General features: G+C 59.8%; 21 protein-coding genes, 3 tRNA genes and 1 pseudogene. 10 read left to right on the forward strand and 15 right to left on the reverse strand.

From position 1 onward, the window contains the following. Nucleotides 1–570 precede the first annotated feature (570 nt). Complete coding sequence (locus tag PZN02_RS17090; RefSeq protein WP_280659138.1) at nt 571–1,308, forward strand: hypothetical protein; 738 nt, start codon at nt 571–573, stop codon at nt 1,306–1,308. On the opposite strand, the gene PZN02_RS17095 is transcribed toward PZN02_RS17090, so the two are convergent. The 5 genes from PZN02_RS17095 to metG all read right to left on the reverse strand — a co-directional run bounded on the left by PZN02_RS17095 (nt 1,295) and on the right by metG (nt 7,190). Continuing rightward, the gene (locus PZN02_RS17095) at nt 1,295–2,704 is read right to left on the reverse strand and encodes an ISNCY family transposase (RefSeq protein WP_280659139.1); all 1,410 of its coding nucleotides are present in this window, start codon (nt 2,702–2,704) and stop codon (nt 1,295–1,297) included. The two genes, PZN02_RS17090 and PZN02_RS17095, sit on opposite strands and share 14 nt — an antisense overlap. Nucleotides 2,705–2,830: 126 nt before the next feature. Further along, nucleotides 2,831–3,832 carry an IS30 family transposase gene (locus PZN02_RS17100; protein ID WP_013851102.1) on the reverse strand — a complete coding sequence of 334 codons (1,002 nt, stop codon included), beginning with the start codon at nt 3,830–3,832 and terminating at the stop codon, nt 2,831–2,833. Nucleotides 3,833–4,008: 176 nt separating this feature from the next. Further along, on the reverse strand, nt 4,009–4,845 hold the full coding sequence (locus tag PZN02_RS17105; RefSeq protein ID WP_280659140.1) for an MBL fold metallo-hydrolase: 837 nt from the start codon (nt 4,843–4,845) through the stop codon (nt 4,009–4,011). A 1-nt stretch (nt 4,846) separates the two neighbouring features. After that, the gene (locus PZN02_RS17110; protein WP_280659141.1) at nt 4,847–5,626 is read right to left on the reverse strand and encodes a TatD family hydrolase; all 780 of its coding nucleotides are present in this window, start codon (nt 5,624–5,626) and stop codon (nt 4,847–4,849) included. A gap of 13 nt (nt 5,627–5,639) precedes the next feature. Next, the gene (gene metG / locus PZN02_RS17115) at nt 5,640–7,190 is read right to left on the reverse strand and encodes a methionine--tRNA ligase (RefSeq protein WP_280659142.1); all 1,551 of its coding nucleotides are present in this window, start codon (nt 7,188–7,190) and stop codon (nt 5,640–5,642) included. Nucleotides 7,191–7,373: 183 nt separating this feature from the next. Here metG and PZN02_RS17120 point away from each other — a divergent pair, with 183 nt between their 5' ends. Continuing rightward, nucleotides 7,374–7,679, forward strand: a complete 306-nt coding sequence (locus PZN02_RS17120) for a nucleoside triphosphate pyrophosphohydrolase family protein (RefSeq protein WP_280661528.1) — start codon at nt 7,374–7,376, stop codon at nt 7,677–7,679. Here PZN02_RS17120 and PZN02_RS17125 read toward each other — a convergent pair. The 5 genes from PZN02_RS17125 to PZN02_RS17145 all read right to left on the reverse strand — a co-directional run bounded on the left by PZN02_RS17125 (nt 7,674) and on the right by PZN02_RS17145 (nt 13,351). Further along, nucleotides 7,674–8,705, reverse strand: a complete 1,032-nt coding sequence (locus tag PZN02_RS17125; RefSeq protein WP_280659143.1) for a DNA polymerase III subunit delta' — start codon at nt 8,703–8,705, stop codon at nt 7,674–7,676. The two genes, PZN02_RS17120 and PZN02_RS17125, sit on opposite strands and share 6 nt — an antisense overlap. Continuing rightward, the gene (gene tmk, locus PZN02_RS17130) at nt 8,702–9,382 is read right to left on the reverse strand and encodes a dTMP kinase (protein WP_280659144.1); all 681 of its coding nucleotides are present in this window, start codon (nt 9,380–9,382) and stop codon (nt 8,702–8,704) included. The genes PZN02_RS17125 and tmk overlap by 4 nt, the downstream gene beginning before the upstream one ends. A 180-nt stretch (nt 9,383–9,562) precedes the next feature. Continuing rightward, nucleotides 9,563–10,717, reverse strand: coding sequence for a D-alanyl-D-alanine carboxypeptidase family protein (locus PZN02_RS17135; RefSeq protein WP_280659145.1), 1,155 nt, complete (start codon nt 10,715–10,717; stop codon nt 9,563–9,565). Nucleotides 10,718–10,780: 63 nt separating this feature from the next. Further along, nucleotides 10,781–11,815, reverse strand: a complete 1,035-nt coding sequence (locus tag PZN02_RS17140) for a septal ring lytic transglycosylase RlpA family protein (RefSeq protein ID WP_280659146.1) — start codon at nt 11,813–11,815, stop codon at nt 10,781–10,783. 423 nt (nt 11,816–12,238) lie between these two features. Next, a complete protein-coding gene (locus tag PZN02_RS17145) occupies nt 12,239–13,351 on the reverse strand; it encodes a protein-glutamine glutaminase family protein (protein ID WP_280659147.1) in 1,113 nt (370 codons plus the stop codon). Between the two features lie 108 nt (nt 13,352–13,459). Between PZN02_RS17145 and PZN02_RS17150 the strand changes: the two genes are divergently transcribed. Continuing rightward, entirely contained in the window at nt 13,460–13,612 is a 153-nt protein-coding gene (locus PZN02_RS17150) for a hypothetical protein (protein WP_280659148.1), read from the forward strand. Nucleotides 13,613–13,688: 76 nt separating this feature from the next. Next, nucleotides 13,689–13,778 (forward strand) — tRNA-Ser (locus PZN02_RS17155). Between the two features lie 175 nt (nt 13,779–13,953). On the opposite strand, the gene PZN02_RS17160 is transcribed toward PZN02_RS17155, so the two are convergent. Next, nucleotides 13,954–14,253: a hypothetical protein gene (locus tag PZN02_RS17160; protein ID WP_280659149.1), complete on the reverse strand. Its 300-nt coding sequence runs from the start codon at nt 14,251–14,253 to the stop codon at nt 13,954–13,956. Nucleotides 14,254–15,002: 749 nt separating this feature from the next. Between PZN02_RS17160 and PZN02_RS17165 the strand changes: the two genes are divergently transcribed. Together PZN02_RS17165 and PZN02_RS17170 are read left to right on the forward strand one after the other, a co-directional pair. Further along, nucleotides 15,003–15,521: a hypothetical protein gene (locus PZN02_RS17165; RefSeq protein WP_280659150.1), complete on the forward strand. Its 519-nt coding sequence runs from the start codon at nt 15,003–15,005 to the stop codon at nt 15,519–15,521. 397 nt (nt 15,522–15,918) lie between these two features. Next, nucleotides 15,919–16,125 carry a hypothetical protein gene (locus PZN02_RS17170; RefSeq protein WP_280659151.1) on the forward strand — a complete coding sequence of 69 codons (207 nt, stop codon included), beginning with the start codon at nt 15,919–15,921 and terminating at the stop codon, nt 16,123–16,125. A gap of 123 nt (nt 16,126–16,248) precedes the next feature. Here PZN02_RS17170 and PZN02_RS17175 read toward each other — a convergent pair whose 3' ends face one another. Next, a complete protein-coding gene (locus PZN02_RS17175; RefSeq protein ID WP_280659152.1) occupies nt 16,249–16,518 on the reverse strand; it encodes a TOBE domain-containing protein in 270 nt (89 codons plus the stop codon). 229 nt (nt 16,519–16,747) lie between these two features. Here PZN02_RS17175 and lexA point away from each other — a divergent pair, with 229 nt between their 5' ends. Then, nucleotides 16,748–17,467, forward strand: coding sequence for a transcriptional repressor LexA (gene lexA, locus PZN02_RS17180; RefSeq protein WP_280659153.1), 720 nt, complete (start codon nt 16,748–16,750; stop codon nt 17,465–17,467). A gap of 667 nt (nt 17,468–18,134) precedes the next feature. On the opposite strand, the gene PZN02_RS17185 is transcribed toward lexA, so the two are convergent. Both PZN02_RS17185 and PZN02_RS17190 read right to left on the reverse strand, forming a co-directional pair. Continuing rightward, a tRNA-Cys gene (locus PZN02_RS17185) sits at nt 18,135–18,208 on the reverse strand. A 294-nt stretch (nt 18,209–18,502) separates the two neighbouring features. After that, a complete protein-coding gene (locus tag PZN02_RS17190; RefSeq protein WP_280659154.1) occupies nt 18,503–18,796 on the reverse strand; it encodes a hypothetical protein in 294 nt (97 codons plus the stop codon). A 140-nt stretch (nt 18,797–18,936) separates the two neighbouring features. Between PZN02_RS17190 and PZN02_RS17195 the strand changes: the two genes are divergently transcribed. The 3 genes and pseudogenes from PZN02_RS17195 to PZN02_RS17205 all read left to right on the forward strand — a co-directional run bounded on the left by PZN02_RS17195 (nt 18,937) and on the right by PZN02_RS17205 (nt 19,760). Beyond that, a tRNA-Asn gene (locus PZN02_RS17195) sits at nt 18,937–19,011 on the forward strand. 75 nt (nt 19,012–19,086) lie between these two features. Then, a pseudogene (locus PZN02_RS17200) lies at nt 19,087–19,422 on the forward strand (SMR family transporter); the annotation flags it as partial. 47 nt (nt 19,423–19,469) lie between these two features. Further along, nucleotides 19,470–19,760, forward strand: a complete 291-nt coding sequence (locus PZN02_RS17205; RefSeq protein ID WP_280659155.1) for an SMR family transporter — start codon at nt 19,470–19,472, stop codon at nt 19,758–19,760. Here PZN02_RS17205 and PZN02_RS17210 read toward each other — a convergent pair. Then, complete coding sequence (locus PZN02_RS17210) at nt 19,748–20,593, reverse strand: SDR family NAD(P)-dependent oxidoreductase (RefSeq protein ID WP_280659156.1); 846 nt, start codon at nt 20,591–20,593, stop codon at nt 19,748–19,750. The two genes, PZN02_RS17205 and PZN02_RS17210, sit on opposite strands and share 13 nt — an antisense overlap. Nucleotides 20,594–20,690 lie beyond the last annotated feature (97 nt).

Below are 20,690 nucleotides of genomic sequence, written 5' to 3' on the forward strand. Positions count from 1 at the left end.
GGCCGCGAGAGGCTGCGGCAAACGTCGCTGATCGTCAACGACAGCGCACAGCAGCAGCCGGATCAGCTTCGAGCGGATCGGGATACGACGCCGACCGCGACAGATCGCGTACGATGGCGGTCGAGCTTTCGCACGATCTCACCTACGGGAGCAACGGGAGAGCTTGCGCTCCACGAGCTGACGAAGTTGTCGACGAACGGGATGGGGTGGGCTGCGACCAACAGCGCGACATGCAAGGCGAGGCAATCATTTTTATTGCCATGCCGCACTTGGAAATCGAATGTACCCCCGCAGATATGATGTGGCGGCCAGGTTGAAATGTCCGCTCCGGCGCAAAGTAGAAATGTCACTTTGGGCGCGTCTTCAGCCATTTAGAAATGCGACACTCGGCATGTCCCACTTGCGCTGAGGCAAGCCCCCGACCGGACCGGCTGGGCCGGGTTGCAAGGGAAGGGAGGGGGCGGGTGAGGGACACCCATCGGCTTTAGCTTTGAGGGTTTCAATCTTCGCGCTCCTGAGGAATGATCTGAATCGGATCGACACTCCGGTTGGTTCTGCCAGGATCACCTAATGCTTCCACAAATTGAGCTGTCTGCCGACGTCGATGTAGTGGCCCTGTCGCCGCTGCTTCGCGGCATGGCCATGACTGTTTCCTACGCCGATAGCCAAGGAGGTATCGGTCTGACCGCGTCGGGGGCGATGAACCGCAAGTTCGTCCACTGGGCCGCTGTTCACTTCGATTGGCCGGGCTATACGTCGGAGGATTTATACAGCGTCAACAAGGTTCTCAATGAAGCCGATATGCCGCCGCTTTTGGTCGTCCGTGACATGCTCAAGCATTTACGGCTTCTGCGGCGGCGAAAGGGCGTACTGGTGCCAACCCAACGCGGCCAGGACTTTCTGGCGAGACCGCAGGCCTTCTTCGATCTGATCGCCACGGATTATCTTTATGCTTATATCCACTACGGGCAGACGCAGGAGGCCGTCCGCAATCGGATGCGTTGGTGGCACGTCTTTCTCAATCTTATCAATATGAAAGCAAATACGGGTTGTTCGCTGAACGACCTGGTGAACGAGCTATACCCGAGCGAGTCGTATCCGGAGCCAGTAGAAATGACTGTCGAAGCCTGGGAGGAAAGGTCGGCGTTCCGCTACGACGTTATTCGCCCGCTGTGCTGGCTGGGATTGCTGCACGAAGAGCGCGAGGGACTGACCATTTGGCAGGACGGAACCTACCACAAGACACCCTTGTGGACTGCCTGTTTAAAGCTGGACGCCAACATGCAATCCGAGTTTATTCTCCATTGAACTGTGCCGGGTAGGGTTGCCCTTGCTCAACCGCACTTTGCTGGGAAAGCGCCTGTCGACGCCGAGCAATGACCGCTGGATCGTTCATGAAATCCGTCCGCTTGCCCGGCTTTCGACCCCGCGGCGTGTAGCGATTCTTCTGGTTGTTGGTCTTCACCTTCGGCGCCGGCAACTGATCCTGTCGCTCCTTGATGTAGGCCAGCACATCGGAAAGCCGCTTGTTCTCGGTGATCGCCGCATGCGTCACCCGCTGGTCCTTGTCGAACACCCGGTAGGGCAGGGAATGCCCCTTCCAGCGCACATCCAGCCGGCCATCGGCAAGGGCGTAGGTCTCGACATAGCGACCGACCAGTCCGCGCGTCACCTCCGTCTCTTCCAGCATGATCCGCTGGCGCTCGTAGGAGAACGTCAACTGGGCACCGACATAACGCTGCTCACGTTTGCACAGGACGTCGCGCAGCCGATCCTGGGCAAGATTCAGCGACCGATGCAGATCATCAGGTCGGGCAGGGGCAATGGCAAATTGCCGGTTATAGCGCTCCATGAACCGAGGCAGGAAAGCGTTGCCGTCGTCCATGCCGCAGATGCCCTCCAGGCGCAGATCCTTAATCAAACGGTCCTGTAGCGTCCGGTTCATCCGCTCGACCCGACCCTTGGCTTGGCTCGAGTTTGCGCAAAGAATCTCGATGTTTAGCTCGCAAAGCGCACGCCCGAACTGGGTCATGCCCTGGCCGCCCTTGGCGTCTTTCTTCGACACCCGGAACACCGAATGCTTGTCGGAATAGAAGGCGACCGGAGCACCATGCGCCTGCAGATAGAGCTCCAGCGCCTCGAAATACGTAAACGCGCTTTCCGATCGTACGAAGCGCAACTGCATCAGCTTGCCGGTCGCATCGTCGATGAACACCAGCAGCGAACATGGGTCACCGCGATCCTCGAACCAGCGATGCTCGCTGCCATCGATCTGCACCAGCTCGCCATAGGCCTCGCGGCGCAGCCGCGGCTGGTGGAACGTGCGGCGCTGCTTGCGCGACAGCCACAGGCCGGCCTCCGACATCCATTTGCGCAAGGTCTCGCGCGACACCGTCAGGCCGTCGCGCTCGGCGAGCTTCTCGGCGGCCAGCGTCGGGCCGAAATCGGCATAGCGCTCGCGCACGATCGCTACGGTATAGTCACGCACGCCGTCGCTGATCCGGTTGTTCGACGGTCGGCCGATCGTTCTGTGCCGGATCGATGCCGCACCATCCGTCCGGATCCGCTCCAAGAGCCGGCGAACCTGACGCGTGCTCAAGCCCAGGACATGCGCCGCCGAAACCATCGTCATGCGGCCGTCGACCACCTTCGACAAAACCTCGATCCGCTGCAGATCGCGCTCGCTCATCGCAATCAATCCCATCCGCAATCTCCCACGTCATTGAAAACGCGGCGAGAGTGACATTCTTACTTTGCAGGAACAGGACACTTTAACTTTGCGGTGGAGAATCTAATCCAAGTGCAACAATGACGAGTGGAGGGTAGGGGATTACCCGCAATCGCGCAAATGGGCCATGAAGACCTCGGCGGGCGTGCGGTAACCAAGGCACTTCCTGGGCAGTGAATTGAGATGGTGGGCGAGGGCGACCAGTTGCGGCTGGCTGACGGCGGACAGGTCCGTATCGCTCGGCACAAAGCGACGGATGCGCTTGTTGGTGTTCTCGACCGCGCCTTTCTGCCACGGTGAATTCGGATCGCAAAACCAGCTCCTGGCGCCGAGTCCATCTTCCAAAGCCTTGAAACCGCGAAACTCGGTACCACGGTCGAAGGTGAAGCTCTGCCGGGCAAAGGCGGGTAGCGGTGAGAAGGCATCGATGATCTTGTCGATGAGCGGACGAGAGTGACGGCTGCCATTCTTGATCATCACCGTGTAGCGGCTCTTGCGCTCGACCAGCGAGGTGACATTGGCTTCACCAAGGTCGCGCCGGAAGATCAGGAGATCACCCTCCCAGTGGCCGAACTGAGAGCGATCGGCAATGAAATCAGGGCGTTGGCTGATCCTGCAGTCCAACGGGATCGAGCCGTCACGGGGTTTGCGGGAGCGGCGTGGGCGGCGCTTACGACGGCCTTCCGGCAGATGCTGATAGAGCTCCAGCGCATAATCTTCCTTGCTATAGATGAAGCGATAGATCGTCTCGGTGCAGACGCGGACGGCGCTCACACCATCGGCAAGCAGACGGCCGGCGATCTGCTCCGGCGACCAAAGTGCCTTCAGCTGCTCGATGACCAGTTCGCGTAATTGCGCGTGGCGGCTGAGCTTGCGCAGCCGTCGCCGACGCTCCTTCGAGATGTCGTTGGCGATACCGCTGTAATAGCCGCTGTATTCCGGAAACTCGGCATCATGAAAGGTATTGCGCTTCAGTTCACGATAGATCGTCGATCGATGCCGACCGAGTTGGCGGGCGATCTCAGCAATCGGCACCTTGCGTTCGAGAAGCTGATGCACGCGTCGGCGATCGGGAAGGGTGAGCTGCAAATAGCACTGCGACATCCAAAAATCTCCAGGGCGAAGCCTTTGTTTTTATTGGCATGTCGCACTTGGAAATAGAATGTACCCGGCTGCATATGATTATCGCATAAGATAGATTATGGAACTCGACCACACAGCCTCGAGTCCACCGAATCCCGCGAAATCAACGCTTTGGAGCCGCATGCTAACGTCGGATGTTACGCTTCTTCAGCGGACGGCATTGTGACGTCGAACTCGAGGCGCATCATGTCGTAGGCCGGCTCGACGTGATCCGGCGTTTCGTTCTGCAGCGTTTCATAGTCCAGCGGCACGTGCATGTGCGTCAGCACGGCACGCTTCGGCTGAAGCCTTGCGATCCACCCAAGCGACTGCACCAACGACAGATGACTTGGATGGAATTTATACTGCAGCGTGTCGAGGACCAGCAGATCGAGCTCGTGCAGCTTCTCGACCGTTTCTGGCGGAAAATCGCTCACATCGCTGCAATAGGCAAAGTCGCCAACTCGAAAGCCGAGCGAATGGGTATTGCCGTGAAATTGCATCAACGGCGTGAACGAAATCGGCCCGCCAGCGCCGTGAACGGTAACTGGCGACAGATCTTCGGTGATGAGGTTCGGCTCGACGATCGGCGGATAACCGCTTCCTGGCGGCGATTCCACGCAATAGCGAAATCTCTCGCGGATTGCGCTCATCGTGAACGCGTCCGCCCAGATCGGCACGCACCTGCGATTTTCGATCACGAAGCCACGAAGGTCGTCGATCCCGTGCAGATGATCGGCGTGAGCGTGCGTGTAAAGCACGGCGTCGATGTGGCGAACATCGGCGGCAACCATCTGAGCGCGGAAATCCGGGCCGGTATCGACAACGACGGTCGTCTTGCCGCCGTCCGGCGCGAACTGCTCGATGAGCAGCGCCGCGCGCATACGCCGGTTGCGCGGATTTGATGGATCGCAGGCCCCCCAATCGCCGGTAATACGCGGTACCCCTGGCGAGGAACCGCATCCGAGAATGGTGAAAGCCCGCCGAAATGCCACGTCAGAGCCTCGGCATTTTCGAGAAGATGCGCAAGGCGTTGTCGGTCGTAATCTCGGCAATTTCCGCGGGTGAAACGCCGATCGTTTCCGCCAGCACTTCTGCGGTATGCGCAACAAAGGCCGGCTCGTTGCGCTTGCCGCGGAACGGTTTTGGCGCCAGATACGGTGCATCCGTCTCGACGATCATCCGGTCGTGCGGGATCGTCTTCGCGATATCCCTGATCTCCTGCGACTTCGGAAAGGTCAGGATGCCGGAAAAGGATATATAGCCGCCGAGCTCGACGCCAACCCGCGCGAGATCAGGACCCGACGAGAAGCAATGGAGTAGGAAAGGGAAGGCCCCCTTCCCGCTTTCTTCGGTCAGGATCGCCGCCATGTCTTCGTCCGCCGAACGGCTATGGATGACGAGCGGCAGCCCTGTCTCGCGCGCGGCCGCGATGTGGCGGCGCAGCCCTTCAGCCTGCACGTCGCGCGGTGCGTTGTCGTAGAAATAGTCGAGCCCCGCCTCGCCGATCGCAACCACTTTCGGATGCGACGAGAGGCGAACGAGATCTTCCGTGGTGATATCAAGTTCCTCGTCCGCGTTGTGCGGATGCGTACCAACGGAACAAAACACATTCGGATAGGCTTCGGCGATCGCAAGGATCGTATCGAACCGCTTTACACGCGTCGAAATCGTCACCATCTGCGCAACACCGGCCGCGGCGGCGCGTTCGATGATCGCGTCGCGCTCGGCCCCGAAGTCCGGAAAGTCCAGATGGCAATGGGTGTCGATCAGCATTCGTCTGACTCACTTATACTTCCGGCGCCACGTAGCGCGGGAAGACCGGCTTTGGTGCCTCGAGCGGCGTTCCGGAGACAAGACGTCCGGCTTCGCCGAGATGAGCAAAATCACGCTTGTCGGCCGGTACGGCGACGAGGTCGAGAAGCTTGCCAGCCGATTCCGGCATGAAAGGCTGCAGCAGGATCGCGATCTGACGGACCACTTCGGCGGTGACGTAAAGCACCGTCGCCATCCGCTCCGGGTCCGTTTTCTTCAAAGCCCAGGGCTCCTGCCCCGCGAAATAGCGGTCGGTCTCGGAAACAACAGCTATGATTGCGGCGAGCGCACGGTGGATGAGCTGCTTGCCCATATCGTCGCGCGTCGTCTCGAGCAGGGCATCGGCAGAGGCCAACATTGCCTTGTCCTCGTCTGTCAGTGGCCCGCAGACTGGTATCTGGCCGTCGCAGTTCTTCACGATCATCGACAGCGAGCGGCTGGCAAGGTTGCCGATGCCGTTGGCAAGGTCGGAGTTGATGCGTGTCGCTATCCCCTCCTCGCTGTAGCTGCCGTCCTGGCCAAAGGAAACCTCTCGCAGGAAAAAGTAACGAATCTGGTCGAGCCCGAAGTGTTCGACCAAATTGAACGGATCCACGACGTTGCCGAGCGACTTCGACATCTTCTCGCCTTTGTTGAGCAGGAAGCCGTGAGCAAAGACGCGCTTCGGCAGCTGCAGGCCGGCCGACATCAGGAAGGCCGGCCAGTAGACGGCATGGAAGCGGATGATGTCCTTGCCGATGACATGGATATTCGCCGGCCAGAATTTTGCGCGCGGGCCTGTCGGATCGGTGAGATACCCCGTCGCGGTGAGGTAGTTCGTCAGCGCGTCCACCCAGACATACATGACGTGGGCCGGATCGTTCGGCACCTTGATGCCCCAATCAAAGGTCGTACGCGAAACTGAGAGATCCTTAAGCCCCGACTTAACGAACGAAATGACCTCGTTTCGCCGCTCGGCCGGCCCGATGAAATCCGGGTTCTCTTCGTAGTGCTTGAGGAGCTTTTCCTGATAGGCGGAGAGGCGGAAGAAGTAGCTCTCCTCCTCCACCCACTCGACCGGAGTGCCTTGCGGTCCATAGCGCACGCCGTCGTCGCGCAGCTCTGTCTCGCTTTCCTGATAATAGGCCTCGTCGCGGACGGAGTACCATCCGACATAGGAATCCTTATAGAGATCGCCCGCCTCTCCCATGCGGATCCAAATCGCCTGCGACGCCTCGTGATGGCGCTTTTCGGTGGTGCGGATGAAATCGTCGTTGGAGGCGTTGAGAAGCACGGCCATCTTCTTGAATTCGGCCGAGTTGCGATCGGCGAGCTCCTGCGCGGAAATGCCTTCCTTCTTCGCGGTCTGCTGCATCTTCTGGCCGTGCTCGTCCGTGCCGGTCAGGAAGAAGACCTCGCGCCCGTCCAGTCGCTGATAGCGCGCCATCGCATCCGTCGCGATCAACTCATAGGCGTGGCCGATATGCGGCCTGCCGTTCGGATAGGAAATCGCGGTCGTGATGTAGAAGGGGGAAGTATCTCTCATGATTGGCTTCGATATATCTCGGGTCAGGGACTATTGGCAGCTATTAGCGCATCGCCTTCAGGTAGGGAACCGCCGCGCCCAGAAAAAGCCCCCTCTCGGCCAATGGCGGCGGCGATCGAACGGCAAATCGCATTGACACAAACGACCAACGGAACAAAACATAAACAAACGGAGGGAAGTGACGTGTTCGGCGAGCTCAAACGAAAATTCGAAGCGGCCTCGGCCGCTTATGCAGCCGAACATGGCATCGAGCGCGACCCGGATTGGTACATCCTGAAACTGCAGGAAGAAGTGGGTGAACTGACGCAGGCCTGGAACAAGGTCAGCGGCAGGGGCCGCACTCGTACGATGTCACCGGAGGAACTGCGCCAATCGCTCGCCGATGAAACCGCGGACCTCCTCGGCCATGTGCTCCTTTTCGCCCACCACAATGAGTTAGACCTGGTTGCGGCGATAGAGCGAAAATGGAAGTTCGCTCCGGACCTATAGAGCGTCTCTGAGGTCATCGAGCAGCGACAGGATCGTCTGCTTGCGATCGAGATTGTAGGCGTCGCTCACCGTGAGACGCTCCGCGAAACTACTGGAGAGGCTCGCAAGGCGCTCGGCTCGGCCGATATCGCCGGCAAGCGCCGCGTCCCGCGCCTGCTGCATCACGCGCCCAGTCAACAGGGACGAGAAGAAATCGAAGATCGTTTCACTGTCCCTTGCTGCCAGAATGTCCGCGAGCTTGTGCATCTGCCGGCGGACCGCAGGTCCCTGCCCCGCCAGGATGTCTTCGAAGGCGGAGGCGATATCGAGGCCGCCGTAATTGATAAGCTTTAGCGCCTCGGAGACGCTGCCGTTTGCCGCGGCGAGTATCCGCTCGACATTCGGCCCCATCATATCGAAGCCGAGATGGGCAATCGCCTGGCGCATGGCCTCGTGGTCCAGCGGCTTCAGCCGCAACGGAAGGCAGCGCGAGCGGATGGTCGGCAGCAGTTTTCCGGGTGCGTGCGTGAGTACGAGGAAAAGCGAACGACGCGGCGGCTCCTCAAGTATCTTGAGGATGGCATTGGCTGCATTGCGGTTGAGATCGTCCGCCGGATCGATGATGACAATGCGCCAGTTCCCCGTGCCGGAGGTTTGGCCGAAGAACTTTCCGGCACGGCGCACCTCGTCCACGGTGATTGCCCCTTTTGCCCTGCCCGTTTTTTCGTCCACGGGGCGGGTAAGATGAAGCAGGTTATGCGAGGCGCCGGAAGCAAGCTGCCGAGTGACGATCGAAGCGGGATCCGGATCGGCGAGATGATCGGGCGCCGTTGCCGGCTCGGGATTGTTCAGGATGTGGTTCGCGAAGCGGAAGGCAAGCGTCGCCTTGCCGATGCCCTCCGGCCCCTCGATGAGAATTGCATGGTGCCCTTTGCCGGACTTGTAGCTCTGGGCCAGAAACTCTTCTGCCTGAGGATGGCCGAACAGCTTGCTGTTTTCCACAGGGGCCACAGCCCCTTCCAGCACACCCGGACGTTCCATCGTCATGACGCAACTTCCGCGTTTGACGACCGTGGTTCGTCACCGTCCGGCAGCAAGGCGTCCACGATCTCGCGCACCTCGGCGGCTATGACGTCCGGCGGCCGTGCCGCATCGATGACACGACAACGCCGAGGGTCGGCTTCCGCGATGTCGAGGAAGGCTTCGCGTCGTTTCTCGTGCGTTTCCAGCTGTTCCTTCTCGAAACGATCGGGACTGCCGCTGGCAGCGCGGCGACGCGCGCGTTCGAGCCCAACGGTGGCAGGCAGGTCGAAAATGATCGTTCGGTCCGGAATCACACCGTTGACGGCTACGCGCTCAAGGGTTTCCACGAAGGCTGGTTCGAGATTGCCGGTGATGCCCTGGTAAACCCGCGAGGAATCCATGAAGCGATCACACAGGACTATGGTTCCCTTCTGGAGCGCCGGCCGGATCACCTCTTCGACGTGATCGCTGCGCGCGGCCGCAAAGAGAATCGCCTCCATGCGAATGCCGAAAGACTCGGCTGCTCCCGAGAGCAGCACGTGGCGGACTGCCTCCGCACCGACGGAGCCCCCGGGCTCTCGCGTGGTCAGCACATCGTAGCCACGCGCGCGCAGCGAATCAGCCAGCAGGCGCATCTGGGTCGACTTGCCGGCCCCTTCCCCGCCCTCAAACGTTACAAACAAACCCTTCGTCAGCGACATGCGTTCCCAAATCGACCGCCTGCATGTTTCCCTAAACCGTAGCCGCTTTAAGGATAAAAACATGCAGAAATTCAGAGTGCTACAGCGTCCGCTGCGCGTCTGATGAAACGCGCGGCGCTGTAACTATCGGCCCTGTTTAGCCGATTGGTTCGCCGGAAGGAACGGGCGCGCGCGCATTTGTTACAGCCAGAAGAAGAGAAGCTCCTGAAGCGCGTCGATCGCGCGGCTGGTGAGCGTACCGACCTCGACAGCGCTGCCGGTCCTCACCGGCACCTCCAGCATCAAGCGCTCGCCATTCCAAAGTTTGACGACGCCGACCTGCTGACCGGCGGCGACCGGCGCAGTAAGCGGCCACCTGTAAACGATGCGCGCGGTCAGCCGTTCAGCATTGTTGACCGGGAGAAGCACATCGATCGGACCTCCCGCGACAAGGGCGACACGCGATGCCGCACCGCCATAGACGCTCGCTTCGCCGATCGCCTCACCATCGGCGAAAATGCGCCGTTTCTCAAAGGCCGTCATCGCCCAGTCGAGTACCCTGCGGCTTTCTTCCGTGCGTTCCTTGTCGCTTTCGAGTCCACCCATGGCAAGATAGACGCGACGGTCGCCGCGCTGCATCGAAGCCGCGAGCGAGAAGCCGAAACCTTCCGCAAATCCCGTAGCCAGCCCATCGACGCCGACATTGGCAGCAATCAGCGGGTTGCGATTGCGTTGAAGGATCTTGTTCCACTCGAATTCGGCTTGGGAATAGAGCCGGTAGTAATTCGGATGAGCCTCGCGCAGATGCCGCGCCAGCGTCACCAGTTCCCGCATCGTCACCTTATTGGCAGGATCCGGAAGACCGGTGGCGTTGTTGAAAGTGGCAATGGGCATGCCGAGTTCGCGCGCCCGCGCCGTCATGCGCTTGGCAAAAGCAGCCTCGCTGCCGGTCATGCCCTCCGCGAGGATGATGCAGGCATCATTCGCCAATTGCACGGTCGCGCCTTGAATGAGATCCGCAACGCGGATCCTCGACTTGATGGCGGCAAACATCGTGGAGGTGCCGGACGGTGCGCCTCCGGTCCGCCAGGCGTGTTCGGAGACCTCGTAGGTCGTCTCGGGGCTGAGCTCGCCCTTGTCCAATGCCTCGAAGACCACCTCCATCGCCATGAGCTTGGCAAGCGATGCCGGCGGCACGGGTTCGTCTTCGCCGCGCGCGAAGAGCACGGTGCCGGTCTCCCCATCGACGAGATAGATCTGCTTCGCCTTGGTATCGAATGCGGGCGTCTGGGCGACCGCGTTTGTCGAGACGGTCACCACCAGAGAGGCCACGACCGCGAGCAACTTTATGCGCATGAGAAACTCCGGCTTCTTCATGGGCATAGCAGTGCGCACAAGCCTCTTCAACCGAAGTTAGCGCTAAACACCATCCCTGTTCTGGCGCCTTGCATAGGCGACGATAGAATCGGCCGTCAGAGGGTTCGAATCCACCATGATCGCCTCGAACGGAGAAGCCTTGTCGCTGACGCGAACTTCCACATAGGCGGCGGCATAGGCCATGTTTCCGTCAGGCATCGGGATCAGTTCCGGGCGCACGGTAGGGATCGGCCCGATCTCCGGGAGCGTGACAAATTCGCCGAAAGATTGCGGCATGGCGACCTGCGGCGCTGGTTCGGCGAGCGCCGTCACCGGAACGCCCGTATTCAGCATCGACCTCTGAGGAACCGGCACGCTGGCTAGGTCCGGCACCTGGTTGCGGAACGGCTCGTTCGACGCAACCATGACACCCGTCGCGATCTGTCCTTCCGGCATCACGCCGGGGCTACGGTCACCCTTCTTGACGTAGGAGGCCATCAAATAGGGCATATCGTTGCCTTCGAGCGGCGCGCGACCGACGTATTGCACACGCACCTTGGCACTGCCCTTGCCCTTGATGTCCAGCATATCGGCTGTCTTCGATGAGACATCGATGATGCGGCCGTACTCGTACGGGCCGCGGTCGTTCACGCGAACGATGACCGATGTACCATTTTCCAGATTGGTGACGCGGGCATAGCTGGGCAGCGGGAAAGTCGGATGCGCGGCAGACAAGTGATACTTGTCGTAGACCTCGCCGTTCGCCGTCAGTCGCCCGTGAAAGGCGGAGCCATACCAGGAAGCCACGCCAAGCTTATTGTAGCCGAAATCCTCCTTCGGCTGATACCACTTGCCCTTGACCTGGTAGGCCTTGCCAACCTGGTAGCGCCCGCCACCCTTCGGGATGTTCCGTCCGTTCGCGACCCGCGGGCTCGCTTTGACGCCATAGACAGACTCGGCAAAGTATTCCTTGCTCCGCGCCTTGCTTGTCTTGACGCTCGACGCCGAACCACAGGCGGCCAGCGTCGCGCAAAGCAACGGAACCGCAGCAACACGTAGCCCCCTCGAAAGAAGTGCCGCATCTCTACTAAATATCATCTGTCCCCAATAGCGTTCGCAAAGACGTTTTTCGAAAACATTCCGCTCTAGCCCCCGCGGAAAGCTCAGCGTCTCGAAACGAGACAGTCGATTAATCATGTCAGCAAGACGGCAAAATTGCGAACAGGACGCCGGAAGCGCGGCAAAAATCTTCCGCTATGGTTTACAAACCGTTTAAACCCATGCGCGAGCCGGCCACGTTGAGTCCTCGGCCTCTTCCCGGGAGACAAGAAATTTTCTCGAGCGCCGGGCACGTTAAATCTTTGCAAAGACTGCGAGATTTGACGTTCAACCCGGCGTCAATGCTGGTGTAACTGTCTCGTCGACTGTGGAAGGCGAGTGTCTGCGACTTTCGACCGCCGACCATGCCAAGTGGTTGCCGGCCAAATGGCCCTGCAGCCTCTTTTCATGTTCGTGGCTCCGCTACGGGCAATTCGCATAGGGCGGCGGGCCGTGCTGGATCGCGCGGTTCTGGAGTTGGAGACGATAATCGGCGAGCACCTGGTTGGTCTCGACATAGGTGGGGTCGGTCACGTTGCCCCAGAGATAGAAGATCGACGCATCGCTCGGCGTCAACATGGCGCTCGGATCGCCCTGAACCCCCTTCCACGTCGCCTGCGTGACGGGCGTGGTGAAGAGCGCGGGATCGATCACCATCTGCTGCGTCCAGAACCAGCCTCGGCGCACGCATAGCGTCGGCGCGACATGCCAACCCCAGTTCACGAAACAGTTAGGATTGTTCTTGGTGGCAACGTGCAGGCTGCCCTGTATCCACACCTTGCGCGGCTTGCGTCCCATATTGATCATAAGCCGGCACATCTCGTGCGCGCGGCCCCAGCAGCCGTCATCGGGATAGAGAAAAGGGATGCAGGGCGCTGGCACCGTGAGCGGCGGGCAAGTTGTCGCGCTCATCGCATCGAAAATCTGCTGGGCGGTCGCTTTCGAAACGCAGCGAAACCACCACCAGGGCCAGAATGGCCAGCGCCAGATCCAGTCGAGCAGACGCTTCCACCACGGCCATTCGAACGGCAGCGAATCGGGTTTGGGCCAAGGCGGCAGCGGCCTGTCATCGGGGCCGGGCGTGTAGGCGCGGATATCAATGATGTTGTGTGCATCATCCTCGGTGACGATCAGCAACTGCCCCGAGTCGAGCGCGGCGCGCAGCAACGGCTCGAGCGTCGCGAAATCGGGATTGTCGCGCCTCAGTGCATGACGAGCGTGCGACCTATCGAGCATGACCTCATAGCCCTGGTCGCTCGGAAGCATGCTCATCGGGCGCGTCACATGCGGGATCAGCAGCCGTGTGATCGCCGCGCTGTTAGGATCGATCTCCAGATAGACCGGCGCCTTGCGCCTGGCGAGCCCGTCGAGCACCTGCACAAAGCCGCTCGATCGGGCATCGCCCGAGTCAAGCCTGGCGCGGCGCCCTCCTTCGAGCTCGACCCAAAGCCCCTCGCGCAGCAGCTCGGCAACGGGCCGGTCGAGCGGAGGATCGAATTCAATGCGGGTCGAAACAATCGCATTGGGATTTGGCATGGCACACCTCCCGCCAGATGCGCCAGAATATCAGAGCGCCGCGCGCCTGTCCTTGCGTAGAATTTAGGGCAAACTAAACAGCTTTTAGTTTTATCATGGCTTCTTCCGATGATCGCAAATGCGACTTCACTGCTCGCCTCCGCGAAACGCATCGGCATCACGCTGGACCTCTATTCGCACGTAATGTCGGGGATGCAAGCGAACACCGCCGAGCACGTTGACGCGGCGATCAAAGCTGCTAAAAAGCCAGCCGTCGAGTGATTGGGTAGCAAGCGGTAGCAGTTGCTGTTTTCAGGTAGTCAACAACCGCTGGATTTCTCAATCTTTTCAATCGACTGGAGGAGTGGCCGAGCGGTTTAAGGCACCGGTCTTGAAAACCGGCGTGCGTGAAAGCGTACCGTGGGTTCGAATCCCACCTCCTCCGCCATTCACATTGAAATCATTGTGATTTCCAAGATTTTTTCACGAGAAGCGGCCGTATCGTAACCCGCCGCATCGTAACCCGCCGCCCCTTCGAGCGTGGCGGCCGTGTTGAGGGTGACACGTTTCACCGCTTGAGGCGCGATTATTGCGACTTCCCCCTACCCTGCGGGCGCTACCGGCTAGAAGTTAAAATAGATGCTGACTCCAGGCCGCCGTTGGTAGCGGTGATAATCACGATAGCCGTAGTACCGGTAATGGCGGGGGTAGCACCTGCCGTAGTAACGGCAGGAACGCCATGCGTACCGCCGGTTCCAATGGCGATCGGCGCGCCAATGACGATGGCGCCAGTGTCTGACCTGTTCGACAGGGCCGGCCTGTACTTGGTCGGGTTTCGGCACGAAGATCGGCGCGGCGCTTAGCGGTAACGCGAAAGACGCAGCCAGGACCGCGGCTGTGAGGACGGATAAGAGCTTTTTCATAGTCAACTCCTCCTCTCTGGCTATCAGATTGAGCCACCGTGCCTGAACCTCCGATGAACGGCTGCGCGCTCGACTATCGGGGACTTTGCCAATGGCAACCGGCCGGCGCGTCAGGCATGGGGTGTCAGGCATCCAGTGGTGTTAGATCCGCAAATCCGATCGCCTCTAGAAGGTCGCGGTTGGTCCTAGCTGTTAGGTGTCGAAACCCCGACTTGCCACTGTCATAATCGGCGCTTAGATTCAGTTTTAGAGCGTCCCTCGTGCCGTTGACCACGGATGTACTGGCAACGGCATGGGGTGACGAAGAAAGGCCGGTCCAGCCGGCCTTTCTTGTTGTTTATGGCGTCCTTGCCGACACCCAACACAGGCGGGGCCTTTGCTTTGCGGACAACAGGCCCCGCCCTAAATCGCTTCTGAAACAACTAGGTTCTTGTGAGTGCGTTGCCGACAACCCCCAGAAACCTAGGGTGTCGCCATCTTCGATCTATGGGACCTTAGTCCGGCGCAATGTCGCCAAAGGTCTTAGGCGCGTATTGCAGCGCCGGATTAGCCAGCCCGCGCCTGTTCCGATTGCCCCAATCGCGCGCATCCCCTACCCCTTTCGCGATAGCATGGCGATCTCGCCCGCTGTATCATGCCGGCCATGCTCCTCGCGGGAGGCGAGTTGAGCGAGGGAGGACCGAGCCATGCGTATGTCTTCGGTACTGCGTTTGCTGCGGACAGTTTGTCTCGCGGCGGGCGCTTCTGTCATGTCCGCACCGCTGGTGAATGCAAGCGACGCGCTTCCGCCCGAGCTGGAGAAGCTGAAAACAGCGCTTGAGAAATATAAGGACCCCGTTGCCGCGGTGCGTGACGGCTATTTCTCGACATTGGGATGCGTCACGTATGCGACGGGCACGATGGGGGTGCACTTTCTGAATCCGGCGCTGATCGGTCCGAAGCCCGATCCAATGAAGCCGACATTGCTGTTGTATGAGCCAAATGGCGACAAGCTGGAGCTCGTTGCTGTCGAATGGCTGATCCCGCTCGCCACGGGCGTCAAGCCGAATCCCGAGCTCTTCGGGCATCCCTTCGACGGCCCCATGGAGGGGCATGAACCGCTTCTGCCGGCGCAGCTCCACCATTACGACCTGCATGCGTGGATCTTCAAGCCGAACCCTCTCGGCCTGTTCCACCCGGTGAACCCGGACGTCAAGTGCCCTGAAGGACCTTATACTCTCCTGGAAGAGCCGCCGAAGATGTTGCCTCATCCAGCTTCGAGCAACTAGGGGTCATCGGGCACAGTCAGCCTCGGGGGAGTCGTCGAATCCCGCCATACGCCTCCGCGCCGCCCTGAGGCGGGCGCGGAGGCGAGGTGCGGGCTTTATAACGTTGGCGGCGCGGGCCTTTCGTTTCGTGGCGCGGCTGTTTGCGCTTCGAGAACCCCGGTCGCGTCAACCGCCATTGCGATAACGCGATATGCCCAAGGGCCCGCCTGGACGTTTCCTAAAAGGTGGCCGATCCAAGGATAAAAGCGTGCAGCGATTCAAAATGCTACAGCGTCGTTCGCGCGTCTGATAAGACGCGCGCGGCGCTGTAGTAAAGCGACCGTTTCCCGTTCGCACCCTCTGAAAAAACGCGTAGACTGTTCCCACCGGCAGATTTGCCCCAAAGAGGAGATCGGCCATGAACCCTTTCAATAACTTCCGAGATTATCCTATCCTTCCCGGTGAAGTCGCGATCCTGGAGGGCGTGCTGCACAAGGCGCTCGAAGAACGCAACCTGACGATGGGGAGCGATGAGGCTGAGGAAGTCGCCCAAAGGATCATCAAGCTTTACCAGACCGGCGTCAGGGATCCGGAGCAGATCTGGCAGATGATCCGCACGATCTAGCGAGCAATTGAAGACACACTGCGCCGCGCGTCCAATCGGACGCGCAAAGGTCGCTGTAGCACTTTGAATTGCTGCATGATTTTGTCCTTAAATCGATTCCGATTTAAGGAATCATGCAGTAACTCAGTCGCAGATTGCGGACACTTTGTTCTCGGGGAATGATGCGCGAACGCGGTCGCCACGGCTGATGCCGATCGAGGGATGCGTGCGAACAAGCAGGTTTTGATCGCCATCGATGCCGATCGTGTATTCCCCGACCTCTACCAGGAAGACCTTGCCCTGGATGAGGCCGCTGACGCTGTTCGGCGCCGCATCACTCACAATACCATTGAACGGCTGGAGCCCAATGTTCCCCGGCCGGATGACGAAGGAGATCTGATGGCCTGCAGTCATGCTCGATGACCGCGCCGATCAGCCTGACGGAGACATAAGACCGGCCAGAAAGGCGCGATCCTGCCCCTTCCGTGGCTCGCGACGCGGCGGTCGGCGGAGCGACCGAGGGCCTCCCTCGAGAAATTCGCGATGGCGAGAGAAATTCACGGAATTTTAGGTACTTGCGGAACACATATGGAACAGATAGTGTCTGTTCTTGATTTGTTTCGCGATTCTGGAGTGACGCGCCATGCTAACCCGCAAGCAACAGGAATTGCTTCTGTTCATTCACGAGCGAATGAAGGAATCCGGGGTGCCGCCGTCCTTCGACGAGATGAAAGACGCACTGGACCTCGCTTCCAAGTCGGGCATCCATCGGTTGATTACCGCACTTGAAGAGCGCGGCTTCATTCGACGCCTTCCCAACCGGGCGCGCGCGCTCGAAGTCATCAAGCTGCCTGAGGCCTATATGGCGAGCCCGCAGCCTCGGCGTGGCTTCTCGCCAAGTGTCATAGAAGGCAGCCTGGGCAAGCCACCTGTAGCGCCCGCCGCCACGACGAAATCGGCGCCACCGAGCGACACTGCAATGATTTCGGTGCCGGTCATGGGACGAATTGCGGCCGGTGTCCCGATTTCCGCGATCCAGAACAACACGCACGATATTTCCATCCCGGCCGACATGATCGGCAGCGGCGAACACTACGCGCTCGAAATCAAGGGCGACTCGATGATCGAAGCGGGTATCTTCGATGGCGATACCGTGATCATTCGGAATACAAACACGGCGAATCCCGGCGACATCGTCGTTGCACTAGTCGATGACGAAGAGGCAACGCTCAAACGATTCCGCAGAAAGGGCGCCTCCATTGCGCTCGAAGCGGCCAACCCTGCCTATGAAACGCGGATATTCGGACCGGACCGCGTCAAGATCCAAGGCAAGCTCGTCGGCCTTATTCGCCGCTATCACTAGTTTGGCGGTCTGAGCGGAAATTCGAGCCTGGTTTGCGGGAGCCAGTGCGCATTTAGCCGTGCTGCTCGAACAGGATATTGTTTCTTTCAGAGCTGCAGACGTGACCTGCCGGCTTCCCACGAAAGGTCTTATCCACGGCGCCGCGCGTCTTATCAGACGCGCAACGGATGCTATAGCAGTGTAAATTCCCGCATATCCTCATCCCCAATCGGCTACGATTTAGGGAAACATGCAGTAGAACGAGGGAAGCCTTGGAATAGAAGAAAAAGCCGGCCCTGCTCTTCGGCATAGACCGGCGAGTCTACAAACCGCGCTTCAAAGTAAAAGCTCATTGTAAATGATATCAGTGGAGTTTAAGGGCGCCGCCCACCCCGATCCATGGACCTTAGTCCTACCCGACATTGGCAAAGGTCTTAGGATTCTTGTGCGCTGCGCTTCTCGACATGTTGCTGTGAGCGCACGCTGGCGACATCCATGTCGGCGGTTGGGGCACTGAGGGTACCAGAGCCAGTTCTGGTGTCCCTTCCAACCCGCTTCGGGACCTTCGTTGGGAAGAGTGCGAAACTGGCGAGGTAGAGGCCCACTGCCCAGGTCATTGCCTTGAGCGGAGGCCTAGGCAATTCTCGAAATCTGCTTGAAGCAGAAATGTTAAGCATTTGATTTCTTTTGGAGGCCTCGCCCGGAATTGAACCGGGGTACAAGGATTTGCAGTCCTCTGCGTCACCACTCCGCCACGAGGCCTCTCGCGCTCGATCGATCAAGCGATGGCCGGCGTTTAGAACGAATCTATGAGGAGCGCAAGGGGGAAGCTTTCGAAAAAGGTGGAACGCTCGTAGTCATTCGCCGTTCTCCCCAGCGATCCCCAACTGCAATCCAGCCCGGAATTTTTTCGATTCTAACGGCAGCTTTGCGTGCCTACGGTGCCATCAGCGAGCTCGTGCGACCCTGCGCCGACAAACATCGCAGCACGGCAGTCGATTCGTCGGCCTCCCTCGCTCCCTCAGGCATCGGCTTCTGCCGCCTCGCGCGCCCCGCTCAGGACTTGCCGGAGGAATTTTGCTGGCCGCGCCAACGCGCCCACCAAATCGCCAACTTGCGGCGGCGGCGGCGGATCGCCGGTATGTCGTGAGAAAGCACAAGCAACCCCAGAGGAATCATCCAGAAACCGAGCACCGGCAGAAAACCTAAGACGCCGCCCACGATGAGAAGCGTACCAACCAGGATTCGCAGTACCGGCGAGTCCGGCAAGTTAATGCGCCATTTCCCGAGCACGATCTGGCGTGTCTGCGGATCGATGCCGAAATGCCGTTCTTTCCTGCCGTTCGTCATTATTCCTCTTTCATGCTCCACCCCACAATTGGGGCCTTCTCCACAGCCTCGCAACCGACGTTGTCAATTTTTTTTGAAAAAGCGCTTGGCAAATCGAAAAAGCATTTGTATTAGCAGCCTCACTTCTGCGGTGCAGATGATCCCTGGTAGCTCAGCGGTAGAGCACTCGACTGTTAATCGATAGGTCGCCGGTTCGAATCCGGCCCGGGGAGCCAGTTTCAAAAGAGCCATTCGCGGTAAACGCCCGAATGGCTCTTTTTGTTTGTCGATGTGGTCTCTGAAGGTTCCTCATGCGTGTTGCATGGCTTTTCCTGACTCTCGCGATCGCGACAGAGGTCGCCGGCCTCACGGCGATGAAGGCTGCCTCCGGCTCCTATGCCGGACATGCGATCATGTATGCTTCGATTGCGCTCTCATACGTGTTCCTTGCCAAAGCCGTGAAGACAATCTCCGTCGGCGTCGCCTATGCCATCTGGGAAGGGTCCGGTGTCGCTCTCATCACGCTCGTCTCCGTGTTCGTCTTTGGCCATGCGCTGAGCGGCCGCGAGATGCTCGGTCTGTCGATGGCCGTTGTCGGGATACTGCTCGTCAACGCCGGTGAGGCACAGGAGGAGGAAGCGGCGGGAGAAGCAGCCCGACGAGTGCCGACAGCTTCTATTTCGCTTTCGCGGTTATGGCCGGCGTCCTTGACGTCGCTGCCAATCTGGCTTCCACGAAGTCGAACGGCTTTGCGCGGCGCGGCTGGGGCGTGCTTTCGATTCTCCTGGTACTCGCGGCCTTTGCACTGCTCGCGGAGGCGGTCAAGGGGATGGAACTTGCCATCGCCTATGCAGTGCTTGGCGCCACCGGCATCTTCGGCACCGCCATCTGCGGACGTCTCTTCTTCGGTCAGAAGCTGAAACCTGTCGGCTGGCTCGGCCTGTCGCTCGTCTTCGGTGCGGTTCTCGTGCTTCACACGGCCTGACGTGGCCGGCCCTTCGTACTGGATTGCGCTTTTTTCGCCGTGCTCGCGGGCACACGCCCAGGCACCAGCCAGTTGAGAAGCGCAAAGTAGGCGCTGTACGGCAGGAAACGCGCCAGTTTAGCCGCATAGGTAAGGCGTTTAGGGAACGTGATCTCGAAGCGCCCTGATTTCAGGCCGAGACAAATGCGCTCCGCCGCTTCCTCTACGCTCACCAGAGCCGGTCGCGGGAACTTGCCTCTGGCCGAAGCGGCCGTGTCGACGAAGCCTGGACAGATCAACTGCAGGCGGATGCCGATACGATCGAGGTCGAATTTCAAGCTCTCGGCCATATTGATGAGCCCCGCCTTGGTCGCCCCATATGCGGCGCCCATCGGCAGGCCGCTGTAGCCCGCCGCCGACGACACGATAGCGATCTGGCCATGCCCGTTCGCCTTCATGTGCTCGACAACGGGCACGAGGCAATTGACGACGCCATGAAGATTGACGGCAAAGCTCTTGTCGAAGGCTTCCCGGCTAAGATCGTCGCCGCGCACCGGAATCACTACGCCCGCATTGAGCAAGGCCAGAGCCACCCGGCCGTGATCGTATTCGATAGCCGCCAGCAAGCGCTCCATGTCGCTCGGATCCGTGACGTCCCCATCGAGAACGACAATCCTGCCGGGGCCTGATGCCTCATGTTGAAGCGCCACTAGCCTCTCGTGACTACGTGCCGTCACGACGACCGAATAGCCCTCCTCAACCAGCCTGAGGGCGACGGCGCGCCCGATGCCCGAACTCGCTCCCGTTATCCACACCAGTCCATGGTCGGGTCGGGCTGTAAATGCAGTCGTCATTTCGTCCTCGCGTCCATCGGGAAGGGCTTCCCCTTCCAAAACCCGTGGCTGTCTCCCCCTGCCCGGGTTTAATGCCTCTCCGACGGCAACGCCTGGT

This window comes from Sinorhizobium garamanticum (assembly GCF_029892065.1).
Taxonomy (GTDB): Bacteria; Pseudomonadota; Alphaproteobacteria; order Rhizobiales; family Rhizobiaceae; genus Sinorhizobium; species Sinorhizobium garamanticum.

Coding starts and splice junctions, on each gene's coding strand:
- PZN02_RS17135 (WP_280659145.1), bottom strand. CDS start 10,717: ATGCGCATAAAGTTGCTCGCGGTCGTGGCCTCTCTGGTGGTGACCGTC.
- PZN02_RS17110 (WP_280659141.1), bottom strand. CDS start 5,626: ATGCTGATCGACACCCATTGCCATCTGGACTTTCCGGACTTCGGGGCC.
- metG (WP_280659142.1), bottom strand. CDS start 7,190: ATGAGAGATACTTCCCCCTTCTACATCACGACCGCGATTTCCTATCCG.
- PZN02_RS17175 (WP_280659152.1), bottom strand. CDS start 16,518: ATGACTGCAGGCCATCAGATCTCCTTCGTCATCCGGCCGGGGAACATT.
- lexA (WP_280659153.1), top strand. CDS start 16,748: ATGCTAACCCGCAAGCAACAGGAATTGCTTCTGTTCATTCACGAGCGA.
- PZN02_RS17090 (WP_280659138.1), top strand. CDS start 571: ATGCTTCCACAAATTGAGCTGTCTGCCGACGTCGATGTAGTGGCCCTG.
- PZN02_RS17190 (WP_280659154.1), bottom strand. CDS start 18,796: ATGACGAACGGCAGGAAAGAACGGCATTTCGGCATCGATCCGCAGACA.
- PZN02_RS17165 (WP_280659150.1), top strand. CDS start 15,003: ATGTCCGCACCGCTGGTGAATGCAAGCGACGCGCTTCCGCCCGAGCTG.
- PZN02_RS17160 (WP_280659149.1), bottom strand. CDS start 14,253: ATGAAAAAGCTCTTATCCGTCCTCACAGCCGCGGTCCTGGCTGCGTCT.
- PZN02_RS17095 (WP_280659139.1), bottom strand. CDS start 2,704: ATGGGATTGATTGCGATGAGCGAGCGCGATCTGCAGCGGATCGAGGTT.
- PZN02_RS17125 (WP_280659143.1), bottom strand. CDS start 8,705: ATGACGATGGAACGTCCGGGTGTGCTGGAAGGGGCTGTGGCCCCTGTG.
- PZN02_RS17145 (WP_280659147.1), bottom strand. CDS start 13,351: ATGCCAAATCCCAATGCGATTGTTTCGACCCGCATTGAATTCGATCCT.
- tmk (WP_280659144.1), bottom strand. CDS start 9,382: ATGTCGCTGACGAAGGGTTTGTTTGTAACGTTTGAGGGCGGGGAAGGG.
- PZN02_RS17170 (WP_280659151.1), top strand. CDS start 15,919: ATGAACCCTTTCAATAACTTCCGAGATTATCCTATCCTTCCCGGTGAA.
- PZN02_RS17140 (WP_280659146.1), bottom strand. CDS start 11,815: ATGATATTTAGTAGAGATGCGGCACTTCTTTCGAGGGGGCTACGTGTT.
- PZN02_RS17150 (WP_280659148.1), top strand. CDS start 13,460: ATGATCGCAAATGCGACTTCACTGCTCGCCTCCGCGAAACGCATCGGC.
- PZN02_RS17205 (WP_280659155.1), top strand. CDS start 19,470: ATGGCCGGCGTCCTTGACGTCGCTGCCAATCTGGCTTCCACGAAGTCG.
- PZN02_RS17100 (WP_013851102.1), bottom strand. CDS start 3,832: ATGTCGCAGTGCTATTTGCAGCTCACCCTTCCCGATCGCCGACGCGTG.
- PZN02_RS17210 (WP_280659156.1), bottom strand. CDS start 20,593: ATGACGACTGCATTTACAGCCCGACCCGACCATGGACTGGTGTGGATA.